20 protein-coding genes, 1 pseudogene and 1 other annotated feature are annotated in these 23,280 nt (G+C 56.9%); of the genes and pseudogenes, 18 read left to right on the forward strand and 3 right to left on the reverse strand.

Going from position 1 to position 23,280, the window contains the following annotated elements:
• Positions 1-538 precede the first annotated feature (538 nt).
• Entirely contained in the window at positions 539-898 is a 360-nt protein-coding gene (locus tag DXB00_RS12735; protein ID WP_116705112.1) for a VOC family protein, read from the forward strand.
• A gap of 195 nt (positions 899-1,093) precedes the next feature.
• Here DXB00_RS12735 and DXB00_RS12740 read toward each other — a convergent pair whose 3' ends face one another.
• Together DXB00_RS12740 and DXB00_RS12745 are read right to left on the reverse strand one after the other, a co-directional pair.
• Entirely contained in the window at positions 1,094-1,432 is a 339-nt protein-coding gene (locus DXB00_RS12740; RefSeq protein ID WP_118729570.1) for a DUF4363 family protein, read from the reverse strand.
• Positions 1,429-2,106 carry a DUF421 domain-containing protein gene (locus DXB00_RS12745; protein ID WP_158578321.1) on the reverse strand — a complete coding sequence of 226 codons (678 nt, stop codon included), beginning with the start codon at positions 2,104-2,106 and terminating at the stop codon, positions 1,429-1,431. Before DXB00_RS12745 ends, DXB00_RS12740 begins: the two co-directional genes overlap by 4 nt.
• Before the next feature lie 185 nt (positions 2,107-2,291).
• Positions 2,292-2,541 (forward strand) — a binding site (T-box leader).
• Positions 2,542-2,648: 107 nt separating this feature from the next.
• Between DXB00_RS12745 and ilvB the strand changes: the two genes are divergently transcribed.
• The 6 genes from ilvB to DXB00_RS12775 all read left to right on the forward strand — a co-directional run bounded on the left by ilvB (position 2,649) and on the right by DXB00_RS12775 (position 9,766).
• The gene (gene ilvB, locus DXB00_RS12750; RefSeq protein ID WP_118729572.1) at positions 2,649-4,313 is read left to right on the forward strand and encodes a biosynthetic-type acetolactate synthase large subunit; all 1,665 of its coding nucleotides are present in this window, start codon (positions 2,649-2,651) and stop codon (positions 4,311-4,313) included.
• Positions 4,314-4,326: 13 nt separating this feature from the next.
• Positions 4,327-4,803 carry an acetolactate synthase small subunit gene (gene ilvN, locus DXB00_RS12755; RefSeq protein ID WP_118729573.1) on the forward strand — a complete coding sequence of 159 codons (477 nt, stop codon included), beginning with the start codon at positions 4,327-4,329 and terminating at the stop codon, positions 4,801-4,803.
• A 153-nt stretch (positions 4,804-4,956) separates the two neighbouring features.
• On the forward strand, positions 4,957-5,952 hold the full coding sequence (gene ilvC, locus DXB00_RS12760) for a ketol-acid reductoisomerase (protein WP_118361496.1): 996 nt from the start codon (positions 4,957-4,959) through the stop codon (positions 5,950-5,952).
• A gap of 333 nt (positions 5,953-6,285) precedes the next feature.
• Positions 6,286-7,947 (forward strand): dihydroxy-acid dehydratase, encoded by a 1,662-nt coding sequence (gene ilvD / locus DXB00_RS12765; protein ID WP_270384433.1) that lies wholly within the window; start codon positions 6,286-6,288, stop codon positions 7,945-7,947.
• A 155-nt stretch (positions 7,948-8,102) separates the two neighbouring features.
• The gene (locus DXB00_RS12770) at positions 8,103-8,591 is read left to right on the forward strand and encodes an Lrp/AsnC family transcriptional regulator (protein ID WP_118361494.1); all 489 of its coding nucleotides are present in this window, start codon (positions 8,103-8,105) and stop codon (positions 8,589-8,591) included.
• Positions 8,585-9,766, forward strand: a complete 1,182-nt coding sequence (locus tag DXB00_RS12775; protein WP_116705107.1) for a pyridoxal phosphate-dependent aminotransferase — start codon at positions 8,585-8,587, stop codon at positions 9,764-9,766. Before DXB00_RS12770 ends, DXB00_RS12775 begins: the two co-directional genes overlap by 7 nt.
• 109 nt (positions 9,767-9,875) lie before the next feature.
• On the opposite strand, the gene pyrE is transcribed toward DXB00_RS12775, so the two are convergent.
• Positions 9,876-10,538, reverse strand: coding sequence for an orotate phosphoribosyltransferase (gene pyrE, locus DXB00_RS12780; protein ID WP_116705106.1), 663 nt, complete (start codon positions 10,536-10,538; stop codon positions 9,876-9,878).
• Positions 10,539-10,789: 251 nt separating this feature from the next.
• Here pyrE and DXB00_RS12785 point away from each other — a divergent pair, with 251 nt between their 5' ends.
• The 11 genes and pseudogenes from DXB00_RS12785 to DXB00_RS12830 all read left to right on the forward strand — a co-directional run bounded on the left by DXB00_RS12785 (position 10,790) and on the right by DXB00_RS12830 (position 23,185).
• Positions 10,790-11,491 (forward strand): DUF2461 domain-containing protein, encoded by a 702-nt coding sequence (locus DXB00_RS12785; protein ID WP_118729574.1) that lies wholly within the window; start codon positions 10,790-10,792, stop codon positions 11,489-11,491.
• The gene (locus DXB00_RS12790; protein ID WP_118285266.1) at positions 11,488-12,156 is read left to right on the forward strand and encodes a 3'-5' exonuclease; all 669 of its coding nucleotides are present in this window, start codon (positions 11,488-11,490) and stop codon (positions 12,154-12,156) included. Before DXB00_RS12785 ends, DXB00_RS12790 begins: the two co-directional genes overlap by 4 nt.
• Positions 12,153-12,458, forward strand: coding sequence for a hypothetical protein (locus tag DXB00_RS12795; protein WP_118729575.1), 306 nt, complete (start codon positions 12,153-12,155; stop codon positions 12,456-12,458). Before DXB00_RS12790 ends, DXB00_RS12795 begins: the two co-directional genes overlap by 4 nt.
• Positions 12,459-12,512: 54 nt before the next feature.
• Complete coding sequence (locus DXB00_RS12800; RefSeq protein ID WP_118729576.1) at positions 12,513-13,865, forward strand: AI-2E family transporter; 1,353 nt, start codon at positions 12,513-12,515, stop codon at positions 13,863-13,865.
• A 1,206-nt stretch (positions 13,866-15,071) separates the two neighbouring features.
• Positions 15,072-15,986, forward strand: a complete 915-nt coding sequence (gene murB, locus DXB00_RS12805) for a UDP-N-acetylmuramate dehydrogenase (protein ID WP_110437063.1) — start codon at positions 15,072-15,074, stop codon at positions 15,984-15,986.
• Between the two features lie 60 nt (positions 15,987-16,046).
• On the forward strand, positions 16,047-16,904 hold the full coding sequence (gene rapZ / locus DXB00_RS12810; protein WP_118479466.1) for an RNase adapter RapZ: 858 nt from the start codon (positions 16,047-16,049) through the stop codon (positions 16,902-16,904).
• 52 nt (positions 16,905-16,956) lie between these two features.
• Positions 16,957-17,850, forward strand: a complete 894-nt coding sequence (gene whiA, locus DXB00_RS12815; RefSeq protein ID WP_117487846.1) for a DNA-binding protein WhiA — start codon at positions 16,957-16,959, stop codon at positions 17,848-17,850.
• 1 nt (position 17,851) lies between these two features.
• Positions 17,852-19,947 (forward strand): annotated as a pseudogene (gene dnaE / locus DXB00_RS17390) (DNA polymerase III subunit alpha).
• Positions 19,944-21,320 (forward strand): helix-hairpin-helix domain-containing protein, encoded by a 1,377-nt coding sequence (locus tag DXB00_RS17395; RefSeq protein ID WP_243107226.1) that lies wholly within the window; start codon positions 19,944-19,946, stop codon positions 21,318-21,320. The pseudogene dnaE and the gene DXB00_RS17395 overlap by 4 nt, the downstream one beginning before the upstream one ends.
• A 175-nt stretch (positions 21,321-21,495) precedes the next feature.
• Positions 21,496-22,470 (forward strand): 6-phosphofructokinase, encoded by a 975-nt coding sequence (gene pfkA / locus DXB00_RS12825; RefSeq protein WP_117751128.1) that lies wholly within the window; start codon positions 21,496-21,498, stop codon positions 22,468-22,470.
• A gap of 1 nt (position 22,471) precedes the next feature.
• Positions 22,472-23,185, forward strand: coding sequence for an SDR family NAD(P)-dependent oxidoreductase (locus DXB00_RS12830; protein ID WP_118729580.1), 714 nt, complete (start codon positions 22,472-22,474; stop codon positions 23,183-23,185).
• Positions 23,186-23,280: the final 95 nt, after the last annotated feature.

Genomic DNA, 23,280 nt, shown 5'->3' on the forward strand with positions numbered 1-23,280 from the left:
CGGGAGATTCGCCGCCGCTGCGGCAGGAGCGTGCCGCGCCCCGCGGCGGGGGCAAAAAGGAAGGACAACCTGCGGTTTTCCTTCCTCTTTGAACTCCTACCTTTCCCTTGGATAGTCTGGCGCAGATTGCCTACATGTGACCGCTTCGAAAAAGGGAACGGCAGAGGATTTTTTCTTCCGTGTCTTTCGCAAACTGTTCGCAGGGTCAGATACATTACTGCTACACATGCGATTTCATCTAAGCAGGCGCAACATACCCGTGTTGCGCAACTCGTGAGCGCGTTATTATAGACAGCACCTACGAGGATAAATTGCACCAAACGCCTAAATTCGCAGGTGCCTTCCGGTATAACGGGAAAAAATCGCGCGACACTGTTATCCCCCAGGGGACCTTCTCTTGCCCTACGGGCAATTCACCTTGTGCCGCGCCTGCGCAGAGTAGCCCGTATGTGTAGCGCTAATCTCCGGAATTTCCCTATTGACACAGGCTGACTCTGCTTTGTACAATAAAACAAAACAACGAAACGAGGTGCCTGCTATGCACATCCACCATTTAGCGCTCCGTGTGCGCGATTTCGAGAAGTCGCTGCATTTTTACCAGACGCTCACCGAGCTCAAGATTCACACGCAGTTCTCCGCGAACGGCGGCAGCATTGCTTATCTGCAGAACGCCAACGGCGAAACCCAGCTGGAGCTGATCGGCATGCCGGAGGGCGAGACCGTCAAGGCGTCCGGTATGTTCCTCTGCTTCGGTACGGAGGATATCGCCAGTGCACATGAGCGTGCCGTCCTGCACGGCATGAATCCGTCCGATATCCGTCAGCCGGAGCCGGACGCACGCTATTTCTACGTTTACGATCCGGACGGTCTGTCCGTGCAGGTGCGTGAATACCGTTAAGGCAATACCGCATAATTGAACAAGAGCGATTTGCGAGCAAATTTTGCGTACTGACGAGGCGCAGTTTTGCGGTAATACTTGATGTATTACCGTGAAACTTCGGCAGCGCGGACGGAACTCGCGCAAGGAACCGAAGCCAAAGTCAGGACACAAAATTTCCGCAAAGCGCCGCAGCTTTAATTGTGCGGTGTTGCCTTAAAACAGATTTTTAAGCGTCGGACGCTGCACCTCCGGCAAATGCCTCAGCTGAGCGAGCAGCTCTGCGCGGTCAAGCGAAAATTCGTCCGTCAAGCCGTTTTGCTGCGCGGCAAGCATACGGTCAAACAGCCGGTCAGCCTGATCAATCTCGCTGTGCAGCAGCAGAGCGCCGAGCAGAGTCTGTGCTGCGTCCCATGTCTCCCGCGCTTTATTCAGGCGGTCGTTCTCTACGTCGAGGGCGACCGCCTGTGCCGTGTTATCCACGGCTTTTACGCTCCATACACTGCCGAGGATGAGCACGGTACACAGCACGGCAGCCGTCAGCAATCGCTTCATGCGCGGCCCTCCTTTTTCTGCAGGAACGTGTTGCCGCAGTCGTCGAGCGTCATCAGGAACACGTCCTCGACCGCGATACTCTGGTTTTTCAGCCGCCGCTCGATATCTGCAGGGGAGAGGTGCAGCAGCTCGAGCGAGCGCGGAACCACCTTGCCGTCCGACACGACTACAAGCGGCAGACCGGTATCCTTGGGCGTAATGCCGAGCATTTCCGCCGTGACCGGCTGCTGCGGCTGCTTGAGGATAACCGTCAGCGTGCCGTCCGGCTCGATGACGCCGTATTTCACATCGGACACGGCTGCAACGTTCTGTTTGCGGAGTGTCTCTATCACCTCGTCGGTCGTCAGCCGCATTTGCCGCAGCTTGCCAATATCGAGCTGTCCCCTGCGAATGATGATGGCCGGCTGACCGTTCAGCAGCCGCCGGAATCTGCGGCTTTTGAGTGCGGCGAAGCTGAGGAAAATCTCGAGCACCACGAGCGTGGCGATCGGCACCAGACCGGAGAGCAGCGGAATCCCTAAATCCTGCATGGGCACAGCCGCCAGATCGGATACCAGAATGGTAACGACCAGCTCGGACGGGTCCAGTTCGCCGATCTGCCGTTTACCCATCAGCCGCACGGCGCAGATGACCGCGCAGTATAAAATCAGCGTGCGCAGCAGCGGCACTGCCATACGCCCGCACCTCCTTCGCTTGTGAAAATCGCACAGTTTACCAGAGTGAAAACTGTATATGTTTGGCATTGTGTAGTATGGCGAAAAAACAAAGAAATATGCACGACAGTTTTCGCATATTTGCAGTCGGAAAGACGTTGACATTCTGAGGAAACGCCTTTATAATATAAACAACATTCAAAAAGATACAGGCTGCGAACGGAAAAGTAGCGTCCCGGACCCATGATAGAGAGCTGTCGGCTGGTGTAAGACAGTGGGAAACGGAAAGTGCGAAAGTCCTCCGGGAGCCGGATTGCTGAAATGAAATGAAACAGGGTTCAGTGTAAGTTATCCCGCATGATCTGCGTTAAACGATCAGGTGAGTGGTCATGCCGCCGTACAGGGCAGTGTGGCAAAAAGAGTGGTACCGCAGAGTTTTTGGTCTTTGTCTCTTTGTGAGACAAGGGCTTTTTTGTTTATACGGTATCTTGCGGCAATCGTTATCCGGCTGCTGCATAAGTATGTATGCTATGTTGAAATGAGAGAAAGGAGGCGGATTCGCAATGGTAAAGAACGGCGCAGAGATTCTGATCGACGCACTTGTAGAGCAGGGAGTTGATACCATTTTTGGTTATCCCGGCGGTGCGGTTTTGAACATCTATGACGCACTTTACAAAAACAGCGACCGCATTCGACATATCCTGACCGCGCACGAACAGGGCGCGGCACACGCAGCGGACGGCTACGCCCGTGCGACCGGCAAGGTAGGCGTCTGCCTGGCAACGAGCGGACCGGGTGCGACCAACCTTGTAACCGGTATTGCTACCGCGTATATGGATTCCATCCCGATGGTTGCCATCACCGGCAACGTCGGCACCAGCCTCATCGGCCGTGATTCCTTTCAGGAGGTTTACATTGCCGGCATCACCATGCCGATCACCAAGCACAATTTCGTTGTGCGCGATGTGGAGGATCTGGCGGACACCGTGCGCGATGCGTTCCGCATTGCCGCTTCCGGACGTCCGGGTCCGGTGCTGATCGACATCCCGAAGGATATTACCGCCGCTAAGTGTGAGTTTATCCCGAAGGGCAAGGTTGAGATCAACGAGACCTACGAGATTTCGGACGAAGAGCTGCAGACCGTAGCGGATATGATCGCCGCCTCCGAGCGTCCGATGATCTATTACGGCGGCGGTGTTGAAACCTCTGACGCAGGCGACATGCTGCTGCAGCTGCAGCGCAAGGCGGATATTCCGTCGGCGCACACCATGATGGCCATCGGCTGTATCCCGGATACCGAGCCGCTCAGCCTCGGCATGATCGGCATGCACGGCACGGTTTCCGCCGCATGGGCGGTTGAGCGCTGTGACCTGCTGGTCTGCATCGGCGCCCGCTTCTCCGACCGCGTTGCGACCAACACCAAGCGTTTTGCACCGTCGGCGAAGGTTATCCACGTTGACATTGACAACGCGGAGATCAATAAGAACATCGGCGTTGACTATGCCATTGTTTCCGATGCGGAGACCTTCCTCGAAAAGGTTATGCCGTATATCAAGGAGGCAAAGCACGACGCATGGCGCGCGCAGATTGCCGAGTGGCAGACAAAGCTCGACTATGTGCCGAAGGACGATGAGAGCGTTATCCATCCGCACCAGCTGCTCCGCACGGTTGCGGAGGAGACCCCGGAGGACACCATCATCGCAACCGACGTTGGTCAGCACCAGCTTTGGAGTGCACAGTACAACGGCCGCAAGCACGTTCGTCAGTTCCTGACGTCCGGCGGTCTGGGTACGATGGGCTTCGGCTACGGCGCGGCACTCGGTGCGCAGGTGGCCTTCCCGGACAGAACGGTTGTCCACATCACGGGCGACGGCTCGTTCCACATGAATCTTAACGAAATCTGCACCGCGGTTTCCTATAACCTGCCGGTGATCACGATCATTATGAATAACCGCGTGCTCGGCAACGTGCGTCAGTGGCAGACCATGTTCTATGGCAGCCGTTACTCGCAGACCGATCCGCACCGCAAGACAGATTACGTCAAACTGGCCGATGCCTTCGGCGCACGCGGCGTCCGTGTTACCAATATCGCCGAGCTGCGCGACGCGCTGCGGGAAGCGGTGAAGCGAACCGGTCCTGTGCTGATCGACGCACAGATCGACAAGGACGAGCGCGTCCTGCCGATGATTCCGGCAGGCGGCACGGTTGACGATCTTGTAACGGAATAAGGAAGGAGAAATCATGGAAAAGTATATCCTTTCTGTCACCGTACAGAACAACGCCGGTGTTCTGGCACGCGTATCCAGCCTGTTTGGCCGCCGCGGCTACAACATCGACTCGCTGACTGTTTCGGCCACGACTGATCCGAAGGTTTCCTGCATGTCTATCATCGTGCAGGGCGACCATATGGTGCTTGAGCAGATCATGAAACAGCTTGCGAAGCTCGAGGAGGTCATGCGTGTTGTACATCTTGAGGAGGACAGCTCCTGCTGCAGCGAGTTGGTATTCGTCAAGCTGCATACGCCGGACGTGAGCGTCCGAAATGATATCCGCCAGCTGTGCGACCTGTACGGCGCACGGGTCGTAGAAACACAGGAGAGCGAGATCATCATCGAGCTGTCCGAAGTGCCGAGCCGCATCGATGCCTTTCTCGACGTCATCTCGAACTTTAAGATTCTCGAGATGAGCCGTTCGGGCGTTACGGCAATCGAAAAATAATCTTGGTTAATTAGGAGTTAGAAATTGGGAATGAAAAGCGCTGCCGCGCCGGAGAAATGTTTCATAACCGGGGAGGAAGCCCCTTGCAATCACTGATTACTGACTGCTGATTCATATAATTGACTCTTTATAAATTTTTAGGAGGAAATAAAAATGGTAAAGATGTTTTATGACGCAGACTGCAACCTGTCTCTGCTCGACGGCAAGACCGTTGCAATCATCGGCTTTGGTTCCCAGGGTCATGCTCACGCAATGAACCTGAAGGATTCCGGTGTACATGTTGTAGTTGGTCTGCGCCCAGGCTCCAAGCATGAGAAGAAGGCGAAGGACTACGGTCTGGAGGTTATGACTCCGGCTGAGGCAGCAGCAGCAGGCGATATCATCATGATGCTGACTCCGGATGAGAAGCAGGCTGACATCTATAAGGACGTTATCGCTCCGAACCTGAAGCCGGGCAACGTACTGGCTTTCGCTCACGGCTTCAACATCCACTTCAAGCAGATCGTTCCGCCGGCTGACGTTGACGTTATCATGGTTGCTCCGAAGGGCCCGGGTCACATCGTTCGTCGTGCATACGAAGAGGGTCAGGGTGTTCCGGATCTGGCTTGCGTATATCAGGACGCTTCCGGCAAGGCTATGGACATCGCTCTGGCATACGCCTGCGGTATCGGCGGCGGCCGTGCCGGCATCCTCGAGTCCACCTTCAAGACCGAGACCGAGACCGACCTGTTCGGTGAGCAGGCTGTCCTCTGCGGCGGCGTTTGCGAGCTGATGAAGGCTGGCTTTGAGACTCTGGTTGAGGCTGGCTACGCTCCGGAGAACGCTTACTTTGAGTGCGTTCACGAGATGAAGCTGATCGTTGACCTGATCAACGAGGGCGGCTTCGCTAAGATGCGTTACTCCATCTCCGATACCGCTGAGTACGGTGATTACCGCACCGGCAAGCGCATCATCACCGAGGAGACCCGCAAGGAGATGAAGAAGATCCTGCGCGAGATCCAGGACGGTACCTTCGCATCCGAGTGGATTCAGGAGAACCGTGCAGGCGGTCGTGCCAAGTTCCTCGCTACCCGTGCTCTGGAAGCAGACACCGAGCTTGAGGAGACCGGCAAGAAGCTGCGCGGCATGATGAGCTGGCTGAAGAAATAATTCGAAGCGCAGCTTCTCATTATTTCTATAGGGGAGTTCAAAACTCCCTATATACAACCCATGGTTCCGTAGAAACCATGGGTTGATACCCCAATGACGCGCCCCACGGGCGCTGAGTCGGGGTGTAAAAAGTCAGGTACACGCCCTGACTTTTTACGGCACACTTCGTGCACCGATTTTATGCCGCAACTGTCCAGTTGCGGTTGCCGGAAGGCATCATAAGTGCAAAAGTGTGAAGTTTATAGCTACCCCGAACGGGCGGACGGATTTTCCCGTCCGCCCGTTTTTTCTATCAGGCAGTCTGCTGGACTGCTTTCAAAGGAGGAATTCCCTGTGAGAAGAAGTGATAACATCACCGCAGGACCCGAGCGCATGCCGAACCGTTCGCTGCTGCGTGCCTGCGGTATGACCGATGAGGAGATCAGGCAGCCGATCATCGGCGTGGTTTCGGCGTATTCCGAGATCATTCCGGGCCACATCAACCTCGATAAGATCGCGGATGCGGTTAAGGCGGGCGTTCGCATGGCTGGCGGTACGCCGGTGCTCGTTCCGGCCATCGGCGTATGCGACGGCATTGCCATGGGTCACATCGGCATGAAGTACTCGCTGGCAAGCCGTGAACTGATCGCGGACAGCGTAGAGACGCTGGCACAGGCGCACCAGCTGGACGGTCTGGTGCTCATCCCGAACTGCGACAAGATCGTTCCCGGTATGCTGATGGCGGCTGCCCGTTTGAATATTCCGTCCATTCTGGTTTCCGGCGGCCCGATGCTGGCAGGCCATTTCGGCGGTGAGGAGGTATCCCTGTCCAAGACCTTCGAGGCGGTCGGCGCCTACAAGGCCGGCATGATGGACGAGGAGACTTTCTACGAAGCCGAGTGCAATTCCTGCCCGGGCTGCGGCTCATGCGCAGGCATGTACACCGCAAACTCGATGAACTGCCTGTCTGAAGCCATCGGCATGGCGCTGCCGGGCAACGGCACGACCCCGGCGGTTTCGGCTGCCCGTATTCATCTGGCAAAGCACGCCGGCATGAAGATCATGGAGCTGATCGAGAAGGACATCAAGCCGCGCGACATCCTCACGCCGGCAGCATTCCGCAACGCGCTGACCTGTGAGATGGCGATCGGCTGCTCGACCAACTCGGTTCTGCACCTGCTGGCAATCGCAAACGAAGCAGGCGTTCCGCTGCAGCTTGAGACCCTGAACGAACTGTCCGGCAAGGTGCCGAACATCTGCCATCTGGCTCCGGCAGGCCCGCACCACATTGAGCAGCTTTACATGGCGGGCGGTGTTCCGGCCATCATGAAGGAGCTGACCAAGCGTGATTTCCTCGACCTGTCGCTCATCACCTGCACCGGCAAGACGGTCGGCGAGAACCTTGAGGGCGTTGTCAACAAGAATCCGGAGGTCGTTCGTCCGCTCGAGAATCCGTATTCGCAGACCGGCGGCATCGCTGTTCTGTGGGGCAACATCGCAAAGAACGGCTGCGTTGTCAAGCGTTCGGCAGTTGCGCCGGAAATGATGGTGCACGAAGGTCCGGCACGCGTGTTCGACTGCGAGGAGGACGCAATTTCCGCCATCTACAACGGCAAGATCGTGCCGGGTGACGTTGTTGTCATCCGCTACGAAGGCCCGAAGGGCGGTCCGGGCATGCGCGAGATGCTCAACCCGACCTCTGCGCTGGCCGGCATGAAGCTGGATACTACGGTTGCGCTCATCACCGACGGCCGTTTCTCCGGTGCGTCCCGCGGCGCATCCATCGGTCACGTTTCGCCGGAGGCTGCTTCCGGCGGCGAGATCGGTCTGGTGCAGGAAGGCGATATCATCTCCATCGATATTCCGAACAGCAAGGTAAATGTCAATGTTTCCGACGAGGAGCTGGAGGCACGCCGTGCCAAGTACGTTCCGCGTGAGCCGAATGTCAAGTCCGGCTGGCTGTACCGCTATTCGCGTCTGGTCACCTCTGCAGATCAGGGCGCTGTGGTTCGTTGATTTTTGCGTCATGAAAAGAAGTCCGAAAATTTTTCGGACTTCTTTTAATTCTCTATTCCGCAATCGCAAAATTTCTGCTCCAAGCGTAGACAGAACTGCACCGCAGTGCTATAATAAAGTAATTCTTGAAAAACGAAAAAGGGAGGTCATTTATTATGAAAAACCCTGAAAAGCTGCTTGATCTGCTGGCGCAGGACGCGCGTCTGACTCCGGCACAGCTGGCCGCGATGCTCGGTGAGACCGAGGAGGACGTGGCTGCTGCGATCAACGCGTATGAGAAGAATTCGACGATCCTCGGCTACAAGACCGTGGTCGATTGGGATAAAACATCCAAGGAGAGCGTAACCGCACTCATCGAGGTCAAGATCACCCCGCAGAAGGGTATGGGCTTTGATGAGATCGCCCGTCAGATCTATTCGCACCATCAGGTGGAGAGCGTGTATCTGATGAGCGGCGGCTTCGATCTGACCGTTATCATCAAGGGACGCACCATGCGCGAGGTTGCCCGCTTTGTCTCCGAGCAGCTGGCGCCGATGGAGAACGTGCTGTCCACCGGTACGCATTTCATCCTCAAAAAATACAAGGACAACAGTGTGGAATTTGACCCGGCAGACAGCGATAAGAGAGAGGTCATGGCATGGTGAACTACGAGCAGATTCTCTCTGCGCGTGTAAAAGAGGTACAGCCTTCCGGCATTCGCCGCTTTTTTGAACTGGCGGCTAAAATGCCGCACGCGATCTCGCTCGGTGTGGGCGAGCCGGATTTTGAAACGCCGTGGCAGATTCGCCGCGCCGGCATTCAGTCTCTGGAAAAAGGACAGACCTTCTATACCTCCAACTGGGGTCTTGCCGAGCTGCGCAATCAGATTGCCGCGCTCGTGCGCCGCAAGTACCGCCTGTGCTACGATGCGGACAAGGAGATCCTTGTGACGGTCGGCGGCTCTGAGGCGATCGACAACACCATCCGTGCGATTGTCAACGTGGGTGACGAGGTGCTCATTCCGGAGCCGAGTTTTGTATGCTACAAGCCGCTGACGCAGATGGCAGGCGGTGTTCCGGTGCCGCTGCCGACCCGCGCGGAGGACCAGTTCAAGCTGACGGCGGACAGTCTGCGCGCCGCTATTACGCCGCGCACCAAGCTGCTCATCCTGCCGTACCCGAACAACCCGACCGGCGCGATCATGACGCGCGATGAGCTGCAGGCGATTGCGACGGTTATCAAGGACACGAATATCATCGTGCTGTCGGATGAGATTTACAACAGCCTGACCTACGGCCCGGATCGCCACGTCTGCTTTGCGGAGCTGGACGGCATGAAGGAGCGCACCATTGTTGTGGACGGTTTCTCCAAGTCCTATGCGATGACCGGTTGGCGTCTCGGCTGGGCAATGGGTCCGAAGGAGCTGATGCGCCACATCTGCAAGATTCATCAGTTCGGTATTATGTCCGCGCCGACGACCGCGCAGTTCGCGGGCATTGAGGCTATCCGCACCGGTGAGGACGACATCGAGCGCATGCGCGAGCAGTATGACCTGCGCCGCCGCTACCTGCTCGGCGAGCTGCGTTCCATGGGCCTTGAGTGCTTTGAGCCGCAGGGCGCGTTCTATATGTTCCCGTCGATCGAGTCCACCGGTCTGTCGAGTGACGAATTCTGCGAGAGACTGCTGCACGAGCAGGAGGTCGCGGTCATTCCGGGCAGCGCCTTCGGCGAGAGCGGCGAGGGTCATGTGCGTATTTCGTATTCGTACTCGATGAACCATCTGCGCGAGGCTTGCCGCAGGATGCGTAAGTTTTTGCAGACTTTGCAGGCGGAAAAGTGAGATAAAATGAAAGCACCGCCCGAAATGGGCGGTGCTTAGTGGAAAAAAGGCAAACAAAAAGAACGCTCCATCGAGCGTTCTTTTTTCTTATGCGATTGTGCCGCGATAGTTAAAATACGCAATACTGCTTCATATAAGCATCCATCAGCGGCAGCAGATGAGCATACTCCTCCTTATCCGCAAGATACTCGCGGATATCCTGCACGGTGACAAGTGCGTGCACCTTGATGCCGAACTCCTCGCCGACCTCCATAACAGCGGTCTTGCCTGGGTTCTGGCCGACCTCACAGCGGTTTACCGAAATGAACATATCGGTAACCTTCACATCTGCGCAGGCCTGCAGCACCGGCATGGTCTCGCGGATAGCGGTGCCTGCGGTGATTACATCCTCGATGATGATCACGCGGTCGCCGTCCTGCGGCTTGTAGCCGACGATATTGCCGCCTTCGCCGTGGTCCTTCGCCTCCTTGCGGTTGAAGAAGAACGGCTTGTCGATGCCGTAATTGCGGGCCAGCGCACCGGAAACCGAGGTAGCAAGCGGGATGCCCTTGTACGCCGGACCGAACATTGCGTCGAACTGATCGCCGACGGTCTCCTTGACCAGAGCTGCGTAAAACTCACCCAGACGGGAGTTCTGCAGACCGGTCTTGTAGTTGCCGGTGTTGACGAAATACGGGGTCTTTCGGCCGGATTTGGTTGTAAAATCGCCGAAGCGCAGTACGTCGGCACTCATCATAAATTCGATAAATTCCTTTTTAGCAGCAGTAAGCATGATCGTTCCACCTTTTTCTATCAATATACTTATCCTCAGTATACCAGAATTTTCGGCAGGGAACAACCCTTTCTGTCAAGCGGCGGTCAACAAATTGCACAAATACACAGGGAGATTAACGTGTTATGAACGGAAAACTGTCAAACTCCTGTTGCAGAAAATGAAAAAACGCGGTAAAATATACTTAGGTATTTCTATGCCTGAACGACGATTTACAATCGTCAAAAACAAAAAGGTGGCTAACAACACAAATGGCATTTCACGGTTTTTCCGCAGAAGGCGTGGATCTTCTGCAACTGAATCGCCTGCAAAACAGCAAAGAATTTTACGATGCACACAAGGACGAGATCAAGCGGTTATCCATCCGGCCCTTTCACGAACTGATCGCAGAAATGACGCCGGAGATGGTCAAGATCGACCCGCAGTTCGTCACCGTGCCGTCCCGCATGGTATCCCGCGTGCGGCGCGATACCCGATATACCAAGGATAAGACGCTCTACCGGGCGAACATGTGGCTGTTCTTCCGCAGAGCACGACGGGAACGCGAATCCGTTCCCGCATACTACTTTGAACTGCATCCCGAATACTGGGCCTTCGGCTGCTGGGGCGCGTGGGGCAGAGGCGAAATGGAAGCGCTGCGCGAAATGATCCTCGCAGAAGACAGGCTGTTCCTTGACGCCTTTCGTGCGGTGAACAGCTGTCCGCAGGTGCACCTCGCGGGCGAGATGTACAAGCGCCCGAAATTCCCGGACGCAAAGCCGGAATATCAGGACTGGCTGAACCGCAAGGAGATCGGCGTGGATTACACAAACAGTGAGGACTTTGCTCCGGTGCTGGACGGCACGTTTGTTCCGTTCATGATGAAGACTATGCGGCAGCTTGCGCCGCTGTACAGACTGCTGCTCGCGGCGAAGGAACGCGCAGACGCGGCAGGACGGGAGGCGCTGCAATGAGATATCTTGCACTGGATTTCGAGACCGGAAACGCCTCGCCGCTGAGCGCGTGCGCACTCGGCGCAAGCGTGTTTGAGGATAATCAGCTGGTGGATGAGAAAATCTCGCTCATCCGTCCGCCGGAATGCGTGGGCAAGTTCCACTGGGGCAATGTTCGCGTCAACCACATCAAGGAGAAGATGGTCGCGGACGCACCGTCGTTCGCCGAGGTGTGGGAGCCGCTCGCCGACATCGCGGAGGGCAGCGTCATCGTGTGTCACAACGCTATGTTCGATACGAATGTGCTTTGCAGCTGTCTGGCGCATTACGGACTGAAAATGCCCGAATGCCGGTACTTATGCACGGTAAAGGTGTCCAAGCGGGTATGGCCTGAGCTGGAAAATCATAAACTGGATACGGTATCCGCCGCGCTGCACATCGACCTGAACCACCACGAGGCTGGATCGGATGCGCGGGCTGCGGGACTGATCCTGCAGGCGGCTCTGCGCAGGACGAGCAGCGCGGACGCCGACGCACTGGCAGAAAAAATCGGCATGCGGCTCGGCCGGATTTCCTCGATGGGGAAAACGCCGTGCAGCATCGCCGGGGACCCAAAACCCAGGGAGCACAGACGGACAGCACGTCCGCGCAATACGGTGAAACGAAAAGGAGAGAACAAGCTATGAAAAACTATCTGGACAGTATCGACCGCGATGCACTGCGCAGCCGTGCCGAGCAGATGCTGCACACCGCAGGCGACGCCTGTGATCAGGCAGGACGCTTTATGAATACCGCGACCGAAAAGATCCGCGGCTTCTCGCTCATCGAGTTCTTCATCTACGAGACCTGCCTGCTGTCGTTCGGTCTGTGGCTGGGCACCTGCTTCTCTAAATTTTTCAAGAAGTTCCGCGCGATCATCTTTGCAGCGTTTGCCGCAACGTGGCTGTACCTGCTGTGGCGCGTGTTCTTTGATGAGGATGAGGACTAAGCGTATTCAATCTTCGTTTTCATCCTCTGACAGCTGACAGGAAGGAGTTTATTGTTGGAAGATCCCAATCAGGAAAAAAAGTCCCGGCTTGACCTGCAGCCGCACTATATTGAGTGGGGGCTGACTGCGTTAGGTGTCATTGTAGCCTGCGTACTGGTCGTGTTCGTGCTGTTCCGCATGACAATAATCTGGGGCGTAATCAAGAAATTTTTCAGCATCCTCAGCCCGTTTATCTACGGCTTTGTGATGGCGTACCTGCTCATGCCGGTGTTCAACATGCTGTACCGCAATCTGCAGCCGCCGATGTCGCATAAATTTAAAAACGGCACACGGCTTGCCAAGGGTTTGTGCAGTGCGCTGACGCTGGCCTTCGGTCTGGCGGTTGTAGGCGTGCTGCTGTGGATGGTGCTGCCGCAGCTGGTCACGAGTATCACCTCGCTGGTAGACTCGATGGACCTGTATATGAACGAGATATCCGGCTGGGTAGCGTCGCTGCTGCACAACAACCCGGAACTTGAGCACAGCTTCATGCGCCTGTACGATCAGTTCTCCGCACAGATGATGAACTGGGCGCAAAATGACCTGCTGCCGCAGCTCGGCAGCATGATGAGCGGCGTTGTTACGACCGTAAATGTGCTGATGAACCTGCTGATCGGTGTCATTATCGCACTGTACATTCTCAACAGCAAGGACACCTTCTGCGCACAGGCGAAAAAGATGACGTATAGCTTGTTCACGGTTGAAAAGGCGAATGCCATCATGGCTCGTGTGGCGCATATCCACCGCGTGTTCGGCGGCTTCATTACCGGCAAGCTGATGGACTCGTCGATCATCGGCGTGCTGTGCTTTATCGGTATGCGTCTTATGATCTCGTTCGGCTGGATGACCATGCCGACATCGTACGCGCTCCTGATTGCGGTTATCATCGGCGTGACCAATATCATCCCGTTTTTCGGGCCGTTCATCGGTGCGATTCCGAGCACCATTCTGATCATGGTCATCAGTCCGGTGCAGGCGCTGTATTTCGTCATTTTTGTGCTGCTGCTGCAGCAGTTTGACGGCAATATCCTCGGACCGAAAATCCTCGGCAACGCCACCGGACTGTCGAGCTTCTGGGTCATGTTCGCCATTCTGCTGTTCGGCGGCGTGATGGGCTTCGCGGGCATGGTGATCGGCGTGCCGCTGTTTGCCGTGCTGTACAGCGTGTTGACCGAGAAGATCAATCATCTGCTGAAAAAGCGCGGTCTGTCCGTGGATACGAACGACTATCGCGGGCATAAGCGCATCGACCCGGAGACACACGCGTTCGTTGAAGCGCAGGAGACAACGCCTCCGGTGAGTGCAAAAGAACGCCGCCGTGCGGCAAATGCTGCACAGCGGAAAAATCAGGAAAACAAAAACCAGTAATATGCGCAAAGAGGGACACTGCGAGTTAGAAGTGTTCCTCTTTTGCGTTCTGATGCAGTACGGCAGAGTGTCGCTTGTGAAGCGAACGGAATCTTGCCTGCCTGGCAGGGGCACAAGAGGGTAGACAACCTGCGCTGACGCCGCGCGGGCGCACAAGAGGGTAGACACCTGCGGTTTCCACCCTCTTGTGAATCACCCCTTTCCCTTGGATGGTCTGGCGCAGATTGTCGACATGTGACCGCTGCGAAATAAGGGAACGGCAGAGGATTTTTTCTACCGTAGGGGAGCACAGTGTGCTCCCATGTCGAGACATATTCGTAGCGTCAGATAAATTACTGCTACACATGTGATTTCATCTAAGCAGGCGCGACATAACAGTGCCGCGCAACTCGTCAGCGCGTTATGATAGACAGCACCTACGAGGATAAATGCTGCTAAATAGATAGATTCGTAGGTGCCGTCCATAATCTCCAGACTTACGAGTTGCGCGACACGGGTATGTCGCGCTTGCGTGGATTTAACCGTATGTGTAGCGGTACGCTGTCTGTGAACTGCGAATATTTTGCGAAACAAACGCAAGAGTAACCCGACTGCCGTTCCCCCATTTCGAAGCGGTCACATGTCGGCAATCTGCGCCAGACTAAGAAATAAAGGGAAACGGGAGTTAAGAGGGTAGAAACCGCAGGTGTCTACCCTCTTGCCCTGCCGCGGGGCGCGGCGAATCCCCGCGCTCCGCAGAGCGCAACTCCTCGCTTGATTTCAAGCGAAAAACCTCCCGCCCGTTAGGAGCGAACACGCTAACGCAGTTCGAGTACCCCGCTCAACCGGTGCAGAGAAAGGAGCCGCCCCGTCAGGGCGAACACGCCTGCGGCAGTTCGAGTGCCCCGCTCAGTCGGTGCAGAGAACAGGAGCCGCCCGTTAGGGGCGAACCGCTTATGCGGTTCATGTACCCCGGTCAGCCGGTGCCGCATAGAGAAAACCGATTTTTAACCGAAAAAATCTGCGGAAACCCGCTCGGACTGATTGCGCATCCCATCTACATTTGTTATAATAAACAGTAAAGCAAAAACCAAAACGGCACGGCAGGACAAACCGGAGCCTGCTCCCGGTGCCGGACCTTCGATGCGCCGCCGCATGACGCGGCAGGAATTCCGAGGGTATACCACTTAAACTTTTTATATAGATTTTTGGAGGATTAAACGCCTTATGGAGCATATTAAGGATTGCATCGCGGCATTGCGAGAGGCCGCACCTGAAATAGATATTGCAGAAAACGAACTCATGCGCCGCCATACCACGTTCGCCATCGGCGGACCGGCCGACCTGTTCGTGCAGCCGAAGACCCGCAGGGAACTGACCGCGGCACTTGCCGTACTGCGTGAGCGCAATATTCCGTTCCTGCTGCTCGGCAACGGCTCCAACATGCTGGTGGCCGATGCGGGCATCCGCGGTGCGGTTGTTTGCACATCCGAGCTGGATGAAGTCCGCGTAAATGAGGATAACACCGTCTCTGCCGAGGCGGGCGCGCTGCTCAGCCGCATTGCCCGCCGCGCACAGCGTTCCGGTCTGACCGGAGCCGAGTTCGCCGGCGGCATTCCGGGCAGTCTGGGCGGCGCGGTTTACATGAATGCGGGTGCGTATGACGGCACGATGGCCGGTATTGTGCAGGAGACCGAGTTCGTGGACGGCGAAGGCAACATTTGTACACTCAAGGGCGATGAGCACGGCTTCGACTACCGCACGAGCGTGTTCCGCAAGCATCCGGACTGGACGGTGCTCCGTTCGACCATGCAGCTGCAGAACGGCGATTCGGCGGCGATTCTGGATAAGATGAACGATTTCGCGCAGCGCAGACGCGACAAACAGCCGCTCAATTTCCCGTCGGCAGGCTCGACCTTTAAGCGTCCCGTGGGACACTTTGCGGGCCAGCTTATCGAGCAGGCCGGTCTCAAGGGCACGAGCGTCGGCGCGGCACAGGTTTCGGAAAAGCACGCGGGATTTCTTATCAACCGCGGCGGTGCAACATGCGATGACATGCTGCGCCTGATCGAACTGGTGCAGAACAGGGTGCGCGAGCAGTTCGGCGTGGAGCTGGAGTGCGAGGTGCGCATCGTAAAATAATCAGCAGCGCCGCTCGGCGGCGTTATCACAGCAGAAACACAGGGCAGGGGGAAAGGTAACATGTATTTTTTGATCATTTCCGGTATGTCGGGCGCAGGCAAGAGCCGCGCGGTCGCCACGCTTGAGGACTTAGGCTATTACTGCGTCGATAATCTGCCGATCTCCCTCATACCGCGCTTCGCGGAGATCTGTCTGGCGGCAACCGAACGCTATGAACGTGTGGCGCTCGTCACCGATGTGCGTGCAGGCGGCGATTTTCAGCAGCTGTTTGATTCGCTGGATTCGATCAAGAGCATGGGCTGCGATTACCGCATCCTGTTCCTCAACACGGACACGCCGACGCTCATCCGCCGCTACAAGGAAACGCGCCGCAAGCATCCGCTGATGGAAAAGGGCATGTCCATGACAGCCGCCATCGAAAAGGAACGTGAAATGCTGTCCGGTCTGCGCGACCGTGCCGACTTTGTGGTGGACACCACCGGACTGTCTGCCGCCGGTCTGCGCGAGCGTCTGCTGACGCTGTTTTCCGGCACCGAGAGCGGAGAGGTGTTCGAGGTCATCGTGCAGTCGTTCGGCTTCAAGTACGGCATTCCGCCCGAGAGCGACCTTGTGTTTGATGTGCGTTTCCTGCCCAATCCCTATTACGAAATGAGCCTGCGCGAGCGCAACGGCACCGATCCGGAGGTGCGCGATTATGTGTTCCGCGGCGGTACGGCGGATGTGCTGATGCGCTACCTGACGGGCATGATCGACTTTCTGCTGCCGCGCTATATCGCGGAAGGCAAGGCGAATCTGATCATCAGCATCGGCTGCACCGGCGGCAAGCACCGCTCGGTCGCTATCACCGAGGCGCTGAGCGAACACCTGCGCAGGAAGGAATACGGTGTAGTAACCATGCACCGCGATTACCAGAGATAAACCCGCTTCGTTCCGGACAGGCGAAGCGTGCTGTACAGAACGGAGAGAATATATGTCTTTTTCAACCGAGGTTAAAAACGAGCTGTGCCGGGTATCCATGCAGCGTACCTGCTGCACGCGTGCCGAGATTTACGGCGCACTGCTCCATGCCTCGGTTTTTTCGCACAAGGAGATACGGCTGTCGGCAGAGAACATGACCGTTGTCCGTCGCCTGCAGGCGCTGCTGCAGCGCGCGTTTTTTGTCGAGTGCGAGCCGCAGAAGGCAGGCCGCAAGCAGCAGCTTGTGCTCACCGAACCGGCGCAGATCGGACGCGTGTTTGACGCGCTCGGCTACGACTGCAAGAGCCACATCACCTACCACATCAACCGCAATCTGCTCGAGGAGGACTGCTGCATTGCGTCCTTCCTGCGCGGCGCCTTCCTCATGGGCGGCACGGTCGCGGGACCGGACAAGAAAAGCCATCTCGAGCTGAAAACCACCCACCAGAGTCTGTCGGGCGAGGAGACAAGTCTGATGCTCGATTTAGGTTTATCGCCCAAGCAGGCACGGCGCGGCAGCGCGTATCTGCTGTACTTCAAGGATGGTGCAAGCGCGGAGGATTTCCTCACGCGCATCGGTGCGCCGCACGCGGCGATGGAGCTGATGCAGGCCAAGGTAGAGAAGAATCTGCGCAACACGATCAACCGGCAGGTCAACTGTGAGACCGCGAACATGATGAAGGCTGCCGATGCATCGGCACGGCAGATTGCGGCGATTCAGGCGCTGATCGACCGGCAGGGGGAGGATGCATTTCCGGGCAACCTGTGGGAGACTGTGCGCCTGCGTCTGGAATACCCGACGGACAGCCTGTCCGAGCTGGCGCAGCGCTTTGACCCGCCTATCTCCAAACCGGGACTGAGCCACCGTCTGAAAAAGATCATTGAGCTTGCAGAAAAGGAGGACTAAATTGGTACCATTTGCACATCTGCATGTCCACAGCGAATACAGCCTGCTGGACGGCGCCTGCCGTATCGAAAAGCTGGTGGACCGTGTGGCAGAGCTGGGGCAGACCTCTTGCGCGCTGACCGACCATGGCGTCATGTACGGCGTGATCGACTTTTACCGCGCCTGCAAGGCGAAGGGGATCCATCCGGTCATCGGCTGCGAGGTGTATCTGGCGCCGCATTCGCGCTTTGACCGCAGCTACATCAACGGCGAGTGGCACACGCACCTCATCCTGCTGTGCGAGAACATGACCGGCTACCGCAACCTCATCCACATGGTGTCGTGCGGTTTCTCCGAGGGCTTTTACATGAAGCCGCGTATCGACATGGAGCTGCTGCGCGCGCACAGCGAAGGTCTGATTTGTCTGTCTGCGTGTCTGGCGGGCGCGATTCCGCGTGCGCTGGCGGACGGTGATATGGACGGCGCGTATGACCTCTGCGAGCAGTTCCTCGATATTTTTGACCGGGAGCATTTCTACCTTGAAATTCAGGACCACGGCATTCCGCTGCAGCAGAAAGTCAATGAAGGTCTGTACCAGCTTTCCAGGGAGCTGAACATCGGTCTGGTGGCAACGAACGACGCGCATTATCTCACCAAGGCGGATGCGCGCATTCAGGACGTGCTGATGTCCATTCAGATGGGCAAGACCGTGGACGACCCGACCCGCATGAAGTTTGAAACGCAGGAGTTCTACATCAAGGATGCGGACGAAATGGCGGCGCTGTTTCCGGAGCACCCGGAGGCACTCGCCAACACGGTAAAGATCGCAGAACGCTGTCAGGTTGAGTTCGAGTTTGGAAAGTACCATCTGCCCGAATTCGATGTGCCGGACGGCTACACCTCGCTCGAATATCTGCAGAAGCTGTGCGATGAAGGCTTCGCAAGACGCTATCCGAACGACGACGGCACCGTGCGCAAGCGTCTGCAGTACGAGATCGACATGATCGCCAAGATGGGCTTTGTCGATTACTTCCTCATCGTGTCCGACTTTATCGGCTACGCGAAAAGTCAGGGCATTCCGGTCGGACCCGGACGCGGCTCGGCAGCAGGCTCGATCGTGTCGTACTGCCTCGCTATCACCGACCTTGACCCGATTCACTATTCGCTGTACTTCGAGCGATTTTTGAATCCGGAGCGTGTCTCCATGCCGGATATCGACGTGGACTTCTGCTATGTTCGCCGTCCGGAGGTCATCGAGTACGTTACCCGCAAGTACGGCAAGGACCGCGTGGCGCAGATTGTCACGTTCGGCACGATGGCTGCCCGCGGTGCCATCCGCGATGTCGGCCGTGCGCTCAACATCCCGTACAACGATGTGGATGCTGTCGCCAAGCAGGTGCCGAATGAGCTGCACATTACGATCGACAAGGCGCTGACCATCAACGCGGAGCTGAAAAAGATGTACGACGAGCAGCCGCAGGTCAAAGAGCTTATTGATACGGCGCGTGCGCTCGAGGGCATGCCGCGCAACGCATCGACGCATGCGGCAGGCGTGGTTATCACCAAGGACCCCGTGGACACCTACGTTCCGCTGTCGCGCAACGGCGACCAGATGGTAACGCAGTTTACGATGGTGACGATCGAGGAACTCGGTCTGCTCAAGATGGACTTCCTCGGCCTGCGCAACCTGACCGTTATCGCGGACGCGGAAAAGCTGATTCGCCGTCACACGCCGGATTTTTCCATCGAGAACGTGGATATGAGCGACCCCGCGACTTACGAGATGCTTGGCAAGGGCTCGACCATGGGCGTATTCCAGCTGGAAGCGCGGGCATTACCAACGTCGTTACCGGTCTGCGCCCGCAGTCCATCGAGGATATTACCGCAGTCGTTGCGCTGTACCGACCCGGCCCGATGCAGTCCATTCCGCGCTACATCGAGTGCCGCCACCATCCGGAAAAGGTGACGTACAAGCATCCGCTGCTCGAGCCGATTTTAAGCGTCACCTATGGCTGTATGATCTATCAGGAACAGGTCATGCAGGTGTTCCAGAGCCTTGCGGGATATTCGCTCGGCAAGGCAGATATGGTGCGCCGCGCCATGAGTAAAAGAAGATGAAGGAGCTGGAAAAGGAGCGCGTCAACTTCATCTACGGCAACGAGGAGCTGGGCATTGACGGCGCCATCAAGCGCGGCGTGCCCGAAGCAGTTGCGGCAAGTCTGTTTGACGAGATCATGGATTTTGCAAACTATGCGTTCAACAAGGCGCACGCGGTTTGCTACGCGGTCGTGTCGTTCCGCACGGCGTACCTCAAATGCCACTACCCGAGAGAATATCTGGCGGCGCTGCTGACGAGCGTTCTGGATGTTTCGGACAAGATCTCCGAGTATATTCAGGCGGCGCGTGATATGGGCATCGCGGTGCTCCCGCCGGACGTAAACGAGTCTTACGATGAGTTTTCGGTTGCGGGCGAGAATATCCGTTTCGGTCTTGCTGCGGTCAAGGGTGTGGGACGCTCGTTTATGAAGCAGCTTGTCGAGGAGCGAGAGGCGAACGGCCTGTTTACCTCGTTCCAGGATTTCTGCGAGCGCATGTATGACCGCGAACTCAACCGCAGAGCGCTCGAAAGTCTCATCAAGGCGGGTTCGTTCGATTCCATGCATTACTACCGCAGTCAGCTTTTGAAAATCGTCAATCCCGTAGTAGATGCCATTGCACAGAACCGCAAGAAGAACATCGAGGGTCAGATGGACCTGTTCGGCATGGGCAACGACGAGGTGCGCGACACGCAGATTGCGATGCCGAACATTCCGGAAGTACCCAAGCGGGAACTGCTGGCGATGGAGAAGGAGACCACCGGTCTGTACCTCTCCGGTCACCCGATGGACGAGTACCGCAGCCTGACGCAGAAGGCGCAGGCTGCCTCTGTCAAGCAGATCATCGACGACCTGACGGGCGAGAGCAGCCAGCCGGTCTACAAGGACGGCATGACCGTCCGGCTTGCCTGTGTTATCACGGCGGTGCGTCTGAAATCGACCAAGAACGGCTCGATGATGGCATATGTCACCGCGGAGGACGACACGGCGGCGATTGAACTTGTCGTGTTCCCGCGTTCGCTGCAGCAGTGCGGCGCATATCTCACCGAGGACAGCGCAGTCCTGCTTACCGGTAAGATCGACGCACGAGAGGACGAGGCGCCCAAGGTGCTGCTGAACGAGGCGCAGCCGCTCACCGAGAGTGCGGTGGAGAGCCTGCAGCAGCCGAAAAGGGCACGCAGAAATCGGTCTACACCGATGCGCAGGCGGCGAAGCTGGCGCCGCAAAAGCTGTTTCTGCGTATTTCCAGTCTGCAGGGTGATGAATGGACGCAGATTAAAGAGGTTTTGCGCACGCAGCCCGGCGATACGCCGGTCTATCTCTACCCGATGGACACGAAGAAAAAGACGCTCGCTGCCCGCCGGTACTGGTGCAAACCGGATATTGCATTTTTAACAAAATTACGCTTTCTCTTGCGCGAGGAAGATGTTATAATACAATAGGAGACTGTGCTTATCCTTGGAGAGAGACGGTTTCCGCAGAGGGAAACAGAACTGCAATACAGAGGTCAGTGCGGCATCGACTGTGCCGCCAAGAAAGAAAACAGAACCGACAACAGGGAGGCTTTATCATGGATAAACAAATTCGCAGAATCGGCGTACTTACCAGCGGCGGCGACGCACCCGGTATGAACGCACTTATTCGCTCGGTAGTCCGCAGCGCAAGCGCACACGATATTTCCGTTCTTGGCATTCGCCGCGGCTACAGCGGTCTCATCAACGGTGACATCATCGAGATGGGTGCCCGCAGTGTAGACGGCATTATCCGCAAGGGCGGCACCATGCTGTACACCGCACGCTGCAAGGAAATGCTGACCGAGGAAGGTCTGCAGAAGGCGGCTGACACCTGCCGTTACCTCGGTATTGACGGCCTGATCTGCTGCGGCGGTGACGGTACATTCCGCGGTGCACAGGCGCTTTCCCGCAAGGGAGTTCCGTGCATCGGCGTTCCGGGTACCATTGATAATGATATCGGCTGCTCGGATTACACCATCGGTTTTGACACCGCCTGCAATACTGCGATCGAGTGCATCGATAAGCTGCGCGATACCATGCAGTCCCACGAGCGTTGCTCGGTCGTAGAGGTCATGGGCCGCCGTGCAGGTCATCTGGCACTGCAGGTTGGCTGTGCAGTCGGCGCGACCGCGATCTGCCTGCCCGAGCGTCAGCTGGATTTCGACACCGAGATCGTAGAGAGAATGCGCATCGGCCGTATCAAGGGCCGCAACCACCATATCATCATCGTAGCAGAGGGCTATGGCTCCGCACAGGACGTTGCAGACCAGATTCACGAGGCTACCGGCATCGATACCCGTGTTACCATCCTCGGCCATATCCAGCGCGGCGGCTCTCCGTCTGCTATGGATCGTGTTATGGCGACCCGCATGGGCTATGCTGCAGTTCGCGCTCTGATGGAGGGCAAGACCAACCGCGTTGTTGTTTCGGATAACAACATTGTTACCGATATCGACATTGAGGAGGGTCTAGCACAGAGCAAGGATCTGAACCAGTGTCTGTTCGAGGCACAGCAGACGGTTGCCATCTGACATGGCGCAAACTGTTCTCATCACCGGAGGCTCGCGCGGCATCGGTGCCGCCTGTGTGCGCACGTTTGCCGAAAACGGATGGAATACCGCGTTTACTTACAGCAAAAGCAGGGAAGCGGCGGACAGGCTCGCTGGGGAGACCGGCGCACTGGCGCTTTTGGCCGATCAGCAGGATACCGCGGCAGTGGAACTTGCGGTCGCGGAAGGGAAGGCACGGTTCGGCACGATCGATGCCGTGGTCTGCAATGCAGGTATCGCCGAACAGAAACTGTTCCAGAATATCACCGACGCGGACTGGATGCGCATGCTGGATGTCAATCTCATGGGTACGGTGCGCACGATTCGCGCCGTGCTGCCCGAAATGCTGCACAACCACAAGGGAAGCATCGTCACGGTGTCGTCCATGTGGGGGGAGTGCGGCGCGTCCTGCGAGAGCCATTATTCCGCGAGCAAGGCTGCGATTATCGGCCTGAGCAAGTCGCTCGCGCAGGAGCTTGGCCCGAGCAATATCCGGGTCAACTGCATTGCGCCGGGCGTGATCGACACCGACATGAACGCCATGCACAGTGCGGATACCATGCAGGAGCTTGCCGATCAGACACCGCTCGGAAGAGTCGGCGCGGCAGCCGAGGTCGCGGACAGCATTCTGTATCTGTGCTCGGATAAGTCGTCTTTCATTACCGGACAGGTTTTAGGCGTCACCGGAGGATTTTAAGATGCTGTCGCCAAACCACGGTTTGGCCGACAAGAGGAACGGACCGTGGGCCGTTCCAAAGTCGTCCGAAAGTTCCCATACGGAGACTTTCTCCC

The sequence above is a fragment of the Butyricicoccus sp. OF10-2 genome (assembly GCF_003481925.1).
GTDB lineage: Bacteria > Bacillota > Clostridia > Oscillospirales > Butyricicoccaceae > Agathobaculum > Agathobaculum butyriciproducens.